The following is a 12,517-nucleotide window of genomic DNA, read 5'->3' as shown; positions in this document are numbered from 1 at the left end:
TCGCAATCCGTTCAACCGGCTGTGACTGTCGGCAACCCGAAGACCCGCTCAGCGGTCACTCGCACCGATTCGGCCACTTCGTGCACCGCCTCGCCCCTGAGCGAGGCGAGATGGCGAACCGTGTAGGCGGCACAGTAGGGCTCGTTCGGTCGCCCACGGAACGGATGCGGGGTCAGGAACGGAGCGTCCGTTTCGACGAGGTACTGGTCCGCCGGAACGATCCGTGCCGCCTCGTGAAGTCCGCGGGCGTTACGGAAGCTGACCGTCCCGGCGAACGAAAGCACGTATCCCGCGTCGACACAGCGGCGAGCGACATGCTCGTCTCCCGAAAAACAGTGGAAGACGACCTGCTCGGGTGCTCCCTCCTCCTCGAGGATCCGGAGTACGTCGTCGTGAGCGTCTCGATCATGGATCATCAGCGGTTTGCCGATCCGCTTGGCGAGATCAATGTGCCACCGGAAAGCGTCCTGTTGGGCGTCGTGGGGCGAGTAGTCCCAGTAGTAATCGAGGCCGGTCTCGCCGACCGCGACCACTCTGGACTCTTTCGCGAGACTCTCCACTTCGGATTTCTCGGCCTCGCCGAAATCCTTGGTGCGCGTGGGATGGATCGCGACGGCGGCCCAGACCCGAAGGTCCCAAGTGGACGCTTGCGCGGCCCAGCGAGCGGCCGCGAGATCGTCCGCGACGGTGATCACCCGGGAAACACCGGCGCGTTCGGCGCGGTCGACCATGGCTGTCACGTCAGCCTCGGTGACCGCACCGCACGCGTCGAGGTGGGTATGCGCGTCCACCACCGAAACCGGCAACCTGTCCGGGATCGGCGGCGGTTCCTTCTTCTCCGTACCCATCAGCTGATCATTTCGAGATCGGCGCCCATTCGGGACCGGTCTCGCCGAGCTCGGGGTCCAGCTTGGCGAACAGCGGGGTCGGCTTCTCCAGCGGCTTGCCGACCTCGATCGGCACGGACTTCCAGCGCGCCTGCTCGGCCTTGTAGTCCCCGGTGAGGATGGGGTTGATCCGGCCGGGGATGTCGAGGTCCTCGACTTCCTGAAGCTCGGGCTGGGCCGCCCAGACGCCGGTGCCGCCGAGTGCCTCGTGCACCTTTTGCGCCGAGTGGGGCAGGAAAGGGGTCAGCAGCGTGTTGGCGTCCGAGACGACCTGCAGAGCGGTATGCAGAACGCTGTCGCGACGGGCGGGGTCGTCCTTGAGCTTCCAGGGCTCCTGGTCCGAGAGGTACCGGTTCGCGGCGGTGACGACGCGCATGGCCTCGCTCGCCGCCGCCTTGAACCGAGACCGCTGCAGGTGGGCGCCGGCGGTGTCGAACGCCTTGCGGGAGAGTTCCTTGAGCTCCTCGTCGGCGGCCATGGGGGCGTCGGGACGCGGAATGGCGCCGCCGTTCTTGTGGGCCATAGAGATGGACCGGTTGACGAGGTTGCCCCACTCGTTGGCCAGTTCGAAGTTGGTCCGGCGGACGAACTCGTCCCAGGTGAAGTCGGTGTCCTGGGTCTCGGGGCCGGCTACCGAGATGAAGTACCGCAACGTGTCCGGGCCGAAGTCACGCAGGAAGTCATGGACGTAGATGACCGTGCCGCGCGAGGTCGAGAATTTCGAGCCGCTCATCGTGAGGAACTCGCTGGAAACGATCTCGTCGGGCAGGTGCAGCTTGCCGTACTTACCGGGCTCGCCGCCTCGATCGCCTTCACCGTTGTGGCCGAAGAGCAGAGCCGGCCAGATCTGGGCATGGAAGGTGATGTTGTCCTTGCCCATGAAGTAGTAGGAGCGGGCGTCCGGGTTGTTCCACCACTCCTGCCAGGCGTCCGGGTTGCCGGTCCGGCGCGCCCACTCGACGCTCGCCGAGAAGTAGCCGATGACCGCGTCGAACCAGACGTAGAAGCGCTTGAGCGGCTGGTCGCGCCAGCCGTCCAGCGGGATCTTCACGCCCCAGTCGAGGTCACGGGTGATCGGCCGCGGCCGCATGTCGTCGATGAGGTTTTTCGTGAAGTTGAGGACGTTCGGGCGCCAGTCGGTCTTGCTGGACAGCCAATTGCCCAAAGTGTCGACGAACGCCGTCAGGTCGAGGAAGTAGTGCTCGGTTTCGACGAACTTCGGCGTTTCACCGTTGATCCGGGACTTCGGGTTGATCAGCTCGGCGGCGTCGAGCTGGTTACCGCAGTTGTCGCACTGGTCGCCGCGCGCGCCGTCGTAGCCGCAGATCGGACACGTGCCCTCGATGTACCGGTCCGGCAGAGTGCGGCCGGTCGAAGGGCTGATCGCACCGCGGGTCGTCTTGGGGACGACGTAGCCGTTGCGGTGCAGCGCGAGGAAGATCTGCTGCGTGACGTCGGCGTGGTTACCCGTGGTGGTGCGGGTGAACAGGTCGTAGGTGAGGCCGAGCCCCTGCAGGTCCTGGCCGATCTGACGGGTGTACTTGTCGGCCGTCTGCTGGGAGGTCATGCCTTCCTTGTCGGCCTGGACGGTGATCGGGGTGCCGTGTTCGTCGGTACCGGACACCATGAGCACCCGGTTGCCGGCCATTCGCTGGTAGCGGGAGAAGACGTCGGACGGGACGCCGAATCCGGACACGTGGCCGATGTGGCGGGGGCCGTTGGCGTAGGGCCAGGCCACCGCAGTCAACACTGGGGTGCTCATGCTTGTTTAGCCTACGGACGTCGTCTAAGGCATTGTTGTCCGGGAGAGGATCGGAGGCCTCGGTGTCCGCCACGCGTCTGCTGGTGCTGGGTGTCGTGCGCATGTACGGGAAGGCACACGGCTACCAGGTCCGGCGCGAACTTCTCTCGTGGGCGGCCGACAAGTGGGGCAATGTCCAGCCGGGTTCGATTTATCACGCGCTGAAGAAGATGACCACCGAAGGCCTTCTGGAGCAGGTCGAGGACGTCGAGGCGGGCGGCGGGCCCGACCGGATCGCATACAGGCTGACTGAAGACGGAGAGACCGAGTTCCTCGTACAACTCGGCAGGGCGTTGTCGAGCGACGACGCGACCGGGTACTCGCTGTCGGCGGCGGTCACGTTCATGCCGACCCTGCCCCGCGCACAGGTACTGGCTCTACTGAAACAGCAGCTGGCCAATATGGAAGCGCACGCCCAGTCGACCCATTACGCTCGTGAACACGCCGTCGACCTGGGTAAACCGCCCCATGTGAGTGAGCTGTACCGCCTGTGGAGCGTGCACGCGGAAGCGAACGTGACCTGGATGAGGGACTTGATCGGCCGTCTTGAAGCCGGCGAGTACGTGATGGCGGGCGAAGGCGACGACGAAGCCGTGTTCGGCGCACCGCCCAAGTAATCAAATTTGACTATGGAACGACTCCTAGGGCACAGTGCGTCCAGCCACTAGTCAAACTTGACTAGTTGAGCACCGAAAGGAGCAGACATGATCAAGGCACGCGGCCTTGAGCGGCGCTTCCGTCGCAAGGGCCGCAATGGGGGCGAGGTCCACGCCGTCAAAGGCGTCGATCTCGACGTGTCGGCCGGAGAACTGGTCGGCTTCCTCGGACCGAACGGCGCGGGGAAGACCACGACCCTGCGCATGCTGACGACGCTCCTCAAGCCCACCGCCGGTGAGGCGACGGTCGGCGGCTGTGACCTGCTCGCCGACCCGCTGGGGGTGCGCCGGCGGATCGGCTATGTCGCCCAGGGCGGCGGCACCGCGCCGGCGAGCAAGGTCGTCGAGGAGATCGAGTTCCAGGGCCGCCTGTACCGGATGAGCAAGGCGGACGCGCTCGCACGCGGGGCCGTTCTCGCCGAGCAACTGGACTTGGCCGGGCTGGACCAGCGGGCGACCGCGACCCTGTCGGGCGGGCAGCGCCGCCGGCTCGACATCGCGCTCGGGCTGATCCACTCGCCCGGTCTCGTCTTCCTCGACGAACCGTCGACGGGGCTCGATCCGCAGAGCCGGGCCAATCTGTGGGACCACATCCGCAGGCTGCGCGACGAGCAGGGAGTGACGGTCTTCTTGACCACGCACTACCTCGACGAGGCCGACGCGCTCTCAGACCGGCTGATCGTCATCGACGACGGGAAGATCGTCGCCGAAGGCACGCCGGACTCGTTGAAGGCGAGGGTTTCCGGCGACAGTGTCGTCATCGGGGTCTCACCGGAATCGGCGGCGGAGACCGCGGAGATCGCGGGCCGTCTCGAAGGGGCACACGAGATGACCGTCGCCGACGGCACTGTGCGTTTCCGGGTGCCGCGCGGGGACACCGCGATGCCTGAACTGCTTCGGACGCTGGACGCGCGGGGCATCGCGATGGCGTCCATGCAGGTGCACCGGCCGACGCTCGACGATGTGTTCCTGACCCTGACGGGCCGGAGCCTGCGAGACGCCGAAGAGGGCGCGCCGGTCGACGCCGCCGCGGAGGAGAAGGAGTCCACGCATGTTGCATGACACCTGGTTGATCTTCCGCCGTGACATGCTCGCGGCGTTGCGCAACCCGACGTGGCTCGCCATCGGCATCATGCAGCCGCTCCTCTATTTGTTCTTCTTCGGACCGCTTCTGGTGAAGGCGCTCAACGCGCAAGGCCTGTCCGATGTGGACGGCTGGATGATCTTCACCCCGGCGATCATCGCGCAGCTCGCGCTGTTCGGCAGCTCTTTCGTCGGGTTCGGGCTTCTCGCGGAGTTCCGCTCGGGTGTCGTCGAGCGGATGCGGGTCACGCCGGTGAGCCGGGTGGCGTTGTTGCTGGGCAAGGTGCTCGCCAACGCGCTGCAGACCGTGGTCCAGGCCTTGCTCATCATCGCGCTGGCGTATCTGGTCTTCGACCTGAACGCGCCGTTCGGTGGCGTCGTGCTCAGCCTGGTGATCGTCTTTCTTCTGTCGATCACCTTGGCGTCGTGCTCGTACGCGTTGGCACTGACCCTCAAGAGCGAAGACGCCTTCCCGGCTTTGCTCAACGCGGTTCTCATGCCGTTGCTGCTGCTTTCCGGAATCCTGATCCCGATCACCGCGGGCTCGGCGCCGGATTGGCTGTACACGATTTCCCGCATCAATCCGTTCCGGCACGTGGTGGATGTCGAGCGGAACAGTTTCCGCGGCGACTTCTCGATGGACGCGCTGTTCACCGGGAGCGTCGTGGTGCTGGTCATGGCCGTTCTGGCCGTCTGGTGGGGCTCACGGACGTTCCAACGCGAAAACGCCTGAGACACGCTGTACCGAAAGGCCACCTTGCGGCCGCTCCGCGGACGTAGGGTGACCTTTCGGTCGTACTGTGGCGAAAATTCGAGGTGGGTGAGTTTGATCGATCCGGAAGGTGAGCACGGCGTCACCCTGTCCCACCATGAGACGGTGTCGGATTGGGCGGCGGTGCGTGGCGCCGACATCCGGTTCGCGTCGATCACCGTCACCGAAAACACCAACTGGCGGGACGCCGCGGCGGAACGCAATCTGACCGGTGCACAGCACGTGGGTATCCACACCGGCGCACGGCACTACGCACGCCCTGGCGCCGTCCATGACCAAGCCGACCATTTCGTGCGGACGGCGAGCGCTCTCGGCGCCTTCGCTCCCGGTTCGCTCGCGCCCGCGCTCGAGGTGGAGGCACCCAGCGTCGACGACCGGTTCATCAAGGCGTGGATCAAACACGTCAGGCACGCGGCACGCGTCGAACGCGTTCTGGTGTACGCGGGACTCGACTGCTGGACGAGCCGCTTGCGGCCGGACAAGTGGGCGGACAGCGAAGTGGTGTTGTGGCTGGTCAGGCACAACGAAATCCCGGGAAGACCGGGGTGGTTCCACTCGCGGCTGGGATTGCATCAGCACGGTTTCGGCACTGGGTTGCCCGGTGTGGACGGTCCGATCGCGCAGGACGCCGTGGTCTATCCCTTCAAGCTCGCGGACGTGCTCTTGTAGTGCTCACTCCGTGACGACGGGTGTGCAAGATGTCACCATGTGGTCGCGGATCTCACTTTCCGGTGGACGCGGCTTGCGTCTCCGGCCACCCGAGCGGGGACAATGTCGCGTGCGGTTGATGTGCCGGAGGCTGCGGACGGACGTCGGGCCCGAACGGGCGCTGGCGATTCTTGGAGTACGCGCCGAGAAGCTCGGGCTCGCGCCGCCCGCCGCACTTTGCGGAGAGTGGTTCTCTTCACGCGCGGTCATCGCGCTTAACGCTGCCCTGACGCCTGTCCGGGATGCGGCCGAAGCGTTCGCGATCCCCACTCGGATGCCTATCGTCCGCGACGCGCTGCCCGGAGCGGTGGGGGGCGGCTGGTTCGGTTACCTGGGTTACGACTTGACCGATCCCTCGGGCCGTTCCGGGGCGCTTCCGCCCGCCGCGTGGGGCTGGGTCGACCGGGTTCTTCGGCTGGACGCGGACGGTTCGTGGTGGTTCGAAGCTCTGGTTCCCGACGGGGATCCGGATCCGGTCGATGAAGTGTCCGCGGTGGAATCCGCGCTCGCCGAGCTCCCCGAGGTGACGACCTGGAGTTCCGGCCCGTTGTCGCGTCCGCTTCCGTCTGAGCACTACGACGCTGTCAAGGCGTGCGTGCACGCGATCGAAGCCGGTGAGCTGTTCCAGGCGAACATCTGTGCCCGCTTCAGCGGAGTGTTCACCGGCGATCCGATCGCGTTGTTCGCCGAGGGCACGCGTTGTCTGGGAGCCCGCCGGGCAGCGTTCGTCGCCGGCGACTGGGGTTCGATCGTGTCGTTCTCTCCTGAGCTTTTCCTTGCCAGGCATGGTCGACGCGTCCGGTCGACGCCGATCAAGGGCACTCTGCCGCGGAGGAACGCCTCTGACGAACACCTCGCGCGGCGGCTGCGGGAATCCACCAAGGACGTCGCCGAGAACGTGATGATCACCGATCTCGTCCGCAATGATCTCGGCCGGGTATGCGCCGTCGGCACCGTGCGTGTTCCCGAACTGCTCGAGGTCCGGCCCGCGCCGGGGGTCTGGCATCTCGAATCCACTGTGGAGGGATCACTCGCCGACGGGATCGACGACGCGGCACTGCTCGCGGCCACGTTCCCGCCGGGTTCGGTGACGGGCGCGCCGAAGATCCGCGCGTTGGATCTGATCGCCGAGCTGGAGCCCACCGCGCGCGGCGTCTACACGGGCGCGATCGGGCTCGCTTCGCCGATCGCCGGGCTGGAATTGAACGTCGCGATCAGAACCTTCGAAATCCACGAAGGCACGATCGCGCTCGGAGTCGGCGGCGGGATCACCGCCGACTCCGACAGCGAAGCGGAATGGCAGGAATGCCTGCACAAGTCCGCTCCGCTGGAGCGCCTGCTCGGCTGAGCTACTTGGCGGGGTCCAGCAGCAGCTTGCCCATCGTGCCGCGCGAGCGCAGGGCTTCGTGGGCGGCGCGCGCGTCGGACAGCGCGTACTCGCCACCGGCGACAGCGCGGATCCGGCCGGCGAGGGCCAGCTCGAAAAGCTCGTCGAGCGTGCGGCCGAAGACGTTTCCGGGAAGCTTGAAGGCGTGCGGCAGCCACATCCCGGACACGGTGGTGCTGTGCCCGAGAAGGTTGCGGGCTTCGATCGGTTTCGGGTTCTCTCGGCTGGCCATGCCGTAGAACGCGAGACGCCCGAACGGCGCGAGAGCCGCGATGCTCTGGTCCGTGACCGTACCGCCGGTCATGTCGAGCACGATGTCGACGCGCTTGCCGCCGTTCGCCTCGCGAAGCGCGTCGGTCATGTTCTCGGCGCGCGAATCGATGGCGACGTCGGCGCCGAGTTCGAGGGCGAGGGCACGCTTCTCGTCGCTGCTGGCGGTCGCGATGACCCGGCTCGCTCCCCAGGCTTTCGCGAGCTGCACGGCGATGGAGCCGACCCCGCCCGCGGCCGCGTGCACGACGACGGATTCGCCGGGTTCGAGGTGGGCGCTCTTGCGCAGCAGGAGCGAGGCGGTGGTGCCCTGGACGATGAAGGAGAGCGCGGTCAGGTCGTCGACGCCGTCGGGCACGCCGAAGCTGGTGACCTCGTCGGCCACCGCGCGCTCGGCATAGCCGCCACCGCCGTTGAGCAGCGCGACGACACGCTTACCGTCAGCGGCACGGCCGACGACCTCGCCGCCGGGGACGAGCGGGAGCTTGCTCGGCGCGAGGTACGAGTTCTCGGCCTGGTGCGTGTCGGCGTAGTTGATGCCGATCCGGTCGACCTCCACCAGCTGCTGGCCTGGGCCGGGAACGGGATCGGGCAGGTCGACGAGGTTGAGCACCTCGGGTCCGCCGAACTCGGTCACCTGAACTGCGCGCATCCGCATCCTCCTCGTCGAGATGAGACATTCTTGCATATGTCTCATCTGTGAGACATGACGTGATATGTTTCACGCATCGAAACCGCACTCGAACGACAGCTGACCTCGCCGCGCCCGGACGCCCTGCGCGCGTTCGCGATCGCGCGCGCCCGGTTCCTGGAGGGGCGCCGGGTGGACATGGGTGAACTCGCGGGCGAACTGGGGATCAGCCGGGCCACCCTGCACCGCTGGGTCGGCGGCCGGGATCAGCTGCTCGGCGAGATCCTGTGGTCGATGACCGTGGAGGTCTTCGAAGCGCGGGCTTCCGGCAAACTCGGCCGCGGCGCGAAAGGGATCGCGGAGCTCGTCGGCACCTTCGTCCGGACCGTGAACGGCTCGAAACCGTTCCGGGAGTTCTTGCGCAACGAGCCCGAGCGGGCGCTGCGGATCCTGACGACGAAGGCCAGCGTGGTGCAGAGTCGCGCGATCGCGAGGATGCGCGAATTCCTGGACGAAGAGGTCGAGGCCGGACGACTCACCCCGCCACTGCCGGTCGAGGACCTGGCCTACCTGCTGGTGCGGATCGGCGAGTCCTTCATCTATACGGACGTCATCACCGGCGCCGAACCCGATGCCGCGAAGGCGCACGCGGCCGTGACGGCCTTGCTGTCCTAGCTCTTACGGGACGCGAGAACAGCGTCGTAGAGCTCCTTCTTCGACACCCCCGCGGCTTCGGCGACCTCGGCGGCGGCGGACTTGAGGCGTTCGCCTGCCGAGACCCGCGAAGAAACCTCGGAGACCAGGTCCTCGACGCTGACCGAACGCGGCGGCGCGCCCGCGAGAACGACGGTGATCTCGCCCTTGACCCCGTCGGCGGCCCAGGCGGCCAAATCCGGCAGGCTGCCGCGTTTGACCTCTTCGTAGGTTTTGGTCAGTTCGCGGCAGACGGCGGCACGACGGCCGGGGCCCAGTATGTCGGCGGCGTCTGCGAGCGTGCTCGCGAGGCGGTGCGGAGACTCGAAGAACACGGCCGTGCGGGGCTCGTCCTTCAGCGAACCGAGCCATTTCGCGCGTTCACCGGGCTTGCGCGGAGCGAAACCTTCGAAACAGAAACGGTCACACGGCAGGCCGGACAGTGCGAGCGCCGTGGTCACCGCGGACGGGCCGGGCAGGCAGGTCACCGGCACCTCCGCCTCGACACAGGCGGCCACCAGGCGGAATCCGGGGTCCGAAACGCTCGGCATCCCCGCGTCGGTCACGAGGAGCACCGTTTCCCCCGCTCGAAGCGATTCGAGCAGTTTCGGCAGGCGGGCGGTTTCGACGTCCTCGTAGAAGCTGACCACTCGCCCGACCGGCGAGACTGCGAGGGCAGCAGTGAGGGAGCGCAGGCGCCGGGTGTCTTCGGCGGCGATCACATCGGCCGTCGCGAGGGCTTCGGACAGGCGCGGCGAAGCGTCACGGACGTCTCCGAGCGGGGTGGCTGCCAGCACGAGGCGTCCTTCGGTCATTCCCGAAGGTTAACCGGTTCGCAGATCCGGACACCGAGTTCACTCTTCCGCCCGTAGGATCATGCCCCGTGACCGCACTGCTGACCCGTGACAACGAGAGCGTGCGGCCGGATCCGGTCGACGCGCTCAGGCCACCGAATGACCGGGAGGCCACCCTCCTCGGCCGCGGCATGCCGACCGACCGCCTGCGCGGCTGGATCGTCACGCTCGCGCTGACGCTCATCGGCGGCATCGTCCGGATCCAGAACCTGGGCACGCCCACGGACAAGGGCACGCCCGTCTTCGACGAGAAGCACTATGTCCCGCAGGCGTGGCAGATGCTGCGCAACGGCGGTTACGAAGACAACTACGGCTACGAGCTGATCGTGCACCCGCCGCTGGCGAAGCACCTCATCGCGATCGGCGAATGGCTGTTCGGCTACAACGCGTGGGGCTGGCGGATCATGCCCGCGCTGGCAGGCACGCTGATCGTGTTCCTCACCATCCGGATCGCCCGGAGGCTCACACGTTCTACGCTGCTCGGCGCGGTCGCCGGGATCCTGGTGATCAGCGACGGTGTGCTGCACCTGCAGTCACGCATGGGCATGCTCGACATCTTCATCGCGTTGTTCGTCCTCGCCGCGTTCGCCTGTGTGCTGTGCGACCGCGACCAGGTGCGGCAGCGGCTCGCCGTGGCCGTCCGCGAAGGCTGGATCGGCGAGTCCCGGTTCGGCCCGAAGCTGGGTTTCCGGTGGTGGCGGTTCGCCGGCGGCCTGATGATCGGGCTGACGTTCGGCGTCAAATGGTCGGCGCTCTACTACATCGCCGCGTTCGGCCTGCTCACGGTTTTCTTCGACGTGGCCGCGCGCCGGGCCGCGGGGGTGCGGCGGCCGTGGGTCGGCACGCTGCGCCGCGACGTGCTGCCCGCGCTGTGGGCGATCGTCGTCATCCCGATCCTGGTGTATCTCGCCTGTTACTGGGCCTGGTTCGCGAGCGAGACCGCGACCGACCGCAACTATGTGGCGATCAAGGACATCGATCCCGGTTTCTGGGCCTGGATGCCTCCCGCGTTGCGGTCGCTCGGCGACTACTCGATGAACGTCCTCGATTTCCACGCGAACCTGGTGACGCCCAAGGACAAACCGCATCCGTGGGAGTCGAAGCCGTGGACCTGGCCGATGGGGCTGCGGCCGATGCTCTACGCGTACGCGGGCGGCACGGACGCGACCGGCTGCGGCGAGTCGACCTGCGTGCGGGCGACGATGCTGATCGGGACGCCGGCGATGTGGTGGCTGGCCCTGCCGATGCTCGGCTGGAGCGTGTGGCGGTCGTTCTTCCGCGCGGACTGGCGCTACGTCGCCGTGCTCGTCGGCTACCTGGCCGGGTTCCTGCCGTGGTTCACCAACCTCGACCGCCAGATGTACTACTTCTACGCGACGCCGCTGGCGCCGTTCCTGGTGCTCGGGTTGACATTGATCCTCGGCCAAATCCTCGGCAGCGCGAAACGCGGATTCGAACGACGGGGCACCGGCATGCTCGTCGTCGCCCTCTACGTGGGTCTCGTCGTGGCCAATTTCGCCTGGTTGTGGCCGATCCTCAACGGCAACGCGATCACCAACGAGCACTGGAACGCCGAGTTGTGGCTCCCGTCCTGGAAGTGACCACCATCGGTTGCCCCAAGCCCCCAGCGAGGCGGCGGAAAGCGGCTTAGACTCCCGTCCGAATTGAGGACTAGCGGGGGTCGTCATGTCTCGTTGGCCGTATTTCGTGGCCATCGCTCTCCTGCTCACCGGGTGCTCCGGCGCCGCCGACGGCAAGGCCTTCCGCGAAGGCTCGGCACCGGGCGCGAGCGATGCGAAGTTCCCGCGGTACGAACCGCCCGCAGACGGGGTCGGGGTTCAGTGACCAGGTGCTCGACCAGCCGCTGGCCCTGCCCGTGAAACAGGGCGAAGAGGGCTGCGCCTGGCTGGAGTCGATCAAACCGGACCTCCAGCCGCTCGGTCTCGTGAGCACCAAGGGGGCCTGTGCCCTGAGTGTCCAGCTCGGCAACGGGCAGATCGTGCAGGTCGACTTCGTCGGCAAGAAGACAGAAGCGATGCCGCGGACCTGCGTATCGGCTCAGCTCATCATGGCGGTGTCGATGGTGGACCTGATCACCGGTGACGGCTGATTTCCCCGATTCAGGTGTGACACTTGGATGAGAGTTGTTACTCTTCCCTGGTCAACAGCAGTCCGACAGGGGGCATCATGACGATCCGACCGCTCGGAGCGGCCTGCGCGGCCGCGGCGTTGTTCTTGATCGCGGGATGCGAGGAGCAGACGCCTGGAACCGCGTCGCCGCAGACTTCGGCCGTTCCCAGCACCTCGGAAGCGCCGATCACCAGCTCGGCACAACCCAGTGCTTCGCGGCCTTCGGCGACCGTGGCGACCGTCTCCGAGGCCACCAAGCCCGCCACCGGCGGCGCGGTGGCGCACAGCCCGGACGGGGCGGCGAGCGTGATGGAGGAGTACTTCCACGCCCTGGGCGCCAAGGATCTCGAAACGGTCTGCCGGATCACCGGTCCGGCGTTCGACGGCGGGATGAAGGAGTGCCGCGACCTCACCCCGGTGCAGTTCGGGATGCTCTCGGACGACGACCTCAAGAAGCTGAAGGCCATCCGCGTCGACCGGGCGAAGCTCCAGAGCAAAGGGCCGGACAAGGTCGTCGTCCCGCCGGCCTCGATCGCGCCGCAGATCGCGATGATGGCGGCCGAGCCCAAGACGTTCACCATGGCTTGGCGCGGCGGGACCTGGGTCGTCGTCGACTGAGGGAGAGCAAGGGACCTTTCCTGTCGT

General features: G+C 67.0%; 15 protein-coding genes. 10 read left to right on the top strand and 5 right to left on the bottom strand.

Annotation, left to right across the window (positions count from 1 at the left end; all coding sequences use genetic code 11):
• Positions 1 to 11: 11 nt before the first annotated feature.
• Both H074_RS04165 and metG read right to left on the bottom strand, forming a co-directional pair.
• The gene (locus tag H074_RS04165) at positions 12 to 848 is read right to left on the bottom strand and encodes a TatD family hydrolase (RefSeq protein ID WP_007028766.1); all 837 of its coding nucleotides are present in this window, start codon (positions 846 to 848) and stop codon (positions 12 to 14) included.
• Positions 849 to 855: 7 nt separating this feature from the next.
• A complete protein-coding gene (gene metG / locus H074_RS04160) occupies positions 856 to 2,649 on the bottom strand; it encodes a methionine--tRNA ligase (protein WP_007028765.1) in 1,794 nt (597 codons plus the stop codon).
• 62 nt (positions 2,650 to 2,711) lie between these two features.
• Between metG and H074_RS04155 the strand changes: the two genes are divergently transcribed.
• The 5 genes from H074_RS04155 (at position 2,712) to H074_RS04135 (ending at position 7,255) form a co-directional block, all read left to right on the top strand.
• A complete protein-coding gene (locus H074_RS04155) occupies positions 2,712 to 3,305 on the top strand; it encodes a PadR family transcriptional regulator (RefSeq protein ID WP_007028764.1) in 594 nt (197 codons plus the stop codon).
• Between the two features lie 87 nt (positions 3,306 to 3,392).
• The gene (locus H074_RS04150) at positions 3,393 to 4,406 is read left to right on the top strand and encodes an ATP-binding cassette domain-containing protein (protein ID WP_007028763.1); all 1,014 of its coding nucleotides are present in this window, start codon (positions 3,393 to 3,395) and stop codon (positions 4,404 to 4,406) included.
• Positions 4,396 to 5,160 carry an ABC transporter permease gene (locus H074_RS04145; RefSeq protein WP_007028762.1) on the top strand — a complete coding sequence of 255 codons (765 nt, stop codon included), beginning with the start codon at positions 4,396 to 4,398 and terminating at the stop codon, positions 5,158 to 5,160. Before H074_RS04150 ends, H074_RS04145 begins: the two co-directional genes overlap by 11 nt.
• A 93-nt stretch (positions 5,161 to 5,253) precedes the next feature.
• Positions 5,254 to 5,868 (top strand): glycoside hydrolase family 25 protein, encoded by a 615-nt coding sequence (locus H074_RS04140; protein ID WP_007028761.1) that lies wholly within the window; start codon positions 5,254 to 5,256, stop codon positions 5,866 to 5,868.
• A 109-nt stretch (positions 5,869 to 5,977) separates the two neighbouring features.
• Positions 5,978 to 7,255 carry an aminodeoxychorismate synthase component I gene (locus H074_RS04135; protein WP_039921439.1) on the top strand — a complete coding sequence of 426 codons (1,278 nt, stop codon included), beginning with the start codon at positions 5,978 to 5,980 and terminating at the stop codon, positions 7,253 to 7,255.
• A 1-nt stretch (position 7,256) separates the two neighbouring features.
• Here H074_RS04135 and H074_RS04130 read toward each other — a convergent pair whose 3' ends face one another.
• Positions 7,257 to 8,216 (bottom strand): quinone oxidoreductase family protein, encoded by a 960-nt coding sequence (locus H074_RS04130; RefSeq protein ID WP_007028759.1) that lies wholly within the window; start codon positions 8,214 to 8,216, stop codon positions 7,257 to 7,259.
• 177 nt (positions 8,217 to 8,393) lie between these two features.
• On the opposite strand from H074_RS04130, the gene H074_RS04125 reads away from it, so the two are divergent.
• Positions 8,394 to 8,870 (top strand): QsdR family transcriptional regulator, encoded by a 477-nt coding sequence (locus tag H074_RS04125; protein WP_007028758.1) that lies wholly within the window; start codon positions 8,394 to 8,396, stop codon positions 8,868 to 8,870.
• Here the strand turns inward: H074_RS04125 and rsmI are convergent.
• Complete coding sequence (gene rsmI / locus H074_RS04120) at positions 8,867 to 9,703, bottom strand: 16S rRNA (cytidine(1402)-2'-O)-methyltransferase (RefSeq protein WP_007028757.1); 837 nt, start codon at positions 9,701 to 9,703, stop codon at positions 8,867 to 8,869. The genes H074_RS04125 and rsmI overlap by 4 nt on opposite strands.
• Before the next feature lie 68 nt (positions 9,704 to 9,771).
• Between rsmI and H074_RS04115 the strand changes: the two genes are divergently transcribed.
• The 3 genes from H074_RS04115 (at position 9,772) to H074_RS04110 (ending at position 11,852) form a co-directional block, all read left to right on the top strand.
• On the top strand, positions 9,772 to 11,343 hold the full coding sequence (locus H074_RS04115) for a dolichyl-phosphate-mannose--protein mannosyltransferase (protein ID WP_007028756.1): 1,572 nt from the start codon (positions 9,772 to 9,774) through the stop codon (positions 11,341 to 11,343).
• An 85-nt stretch (positions 11,344 to 11,428) separates the two neighbouring features.
• The gene (locus tag H074_RS40645) at positions 11,429 to 11,587 is read left to right on the top strand and encodes a hypothetical protein (protein ID WP_161630667.1); all 159 of its coding nucleotides are present in this window, start codon (positions 11,429 to 11,431) and stop codon (positions 11,585 to 11,587) included.
• Between the two features lie 4 nt (positions 11,588 to 11,591).
• The gene (locus tag H074_RS04110; protein WP_007028755.1) at positions 11,592 to 11,852 is read left to right on the top strand and encodes a hypothetical protein; all 261 of its coding nucleotides are present in this window, start codon (positions 11,592 to 11,594) and stop codon (positions 11,850 to 11,852) included.
• A 37-nt stretch (positions 11,853 to 11,889) separates the two neighbouring features.
• Here H074_RS04110 and H074_RS04105 read toward each other — a convergent pair whose 3' ends face one another.
• Positions 11,890 to 12,126 (bottom strand): hypothetical protein, encoded by a 237-nt coding sequence (locus H074_RS04105; RefSeq protein WP_007028754.1) that lies wholly within the window; start codon positions 12,124 to 12,126, stop codon positions 11,890 to 11,892.
• On the opposite strand from H074_RS04105, the gene H074_RS04100 reads away from it, so the two are divergent.
• Positions 12,104 to 12,490 carry a hypothetical protein gene (locus H074_RS04100; protein WP_007028753.1) on the top strand — a complete coding sequence of 129 codons (387 nt, stop codon included), beginning with the start codon at positions 12,104 to 12,106 and terminating at the stop codon, positions 12,488 to 12,490. The genes H074_RS04105 and H074_RS04100 overlap by 23 nt on opposite strands.
• The last annotated feature ends 27 nt before the right edge of the window (positions 12,491 to 12,517 follow it).

It is taken from the genome of Amycolatopsis decaplanina DSM 44594 (assembly GCF_000342005.1).
In the GTDB taxonomy this organism is placed as follows: domain Bacteria; phylum Actinomycetota; class Actinomycetes; order Mycobacteriales; family Pseudonocardiaceae; genus Amycolatopsis; species Amycolatopsis decaplanina.
This window is presented reverse-complemented; position numbering and strand designations above follow the sequence as displayed.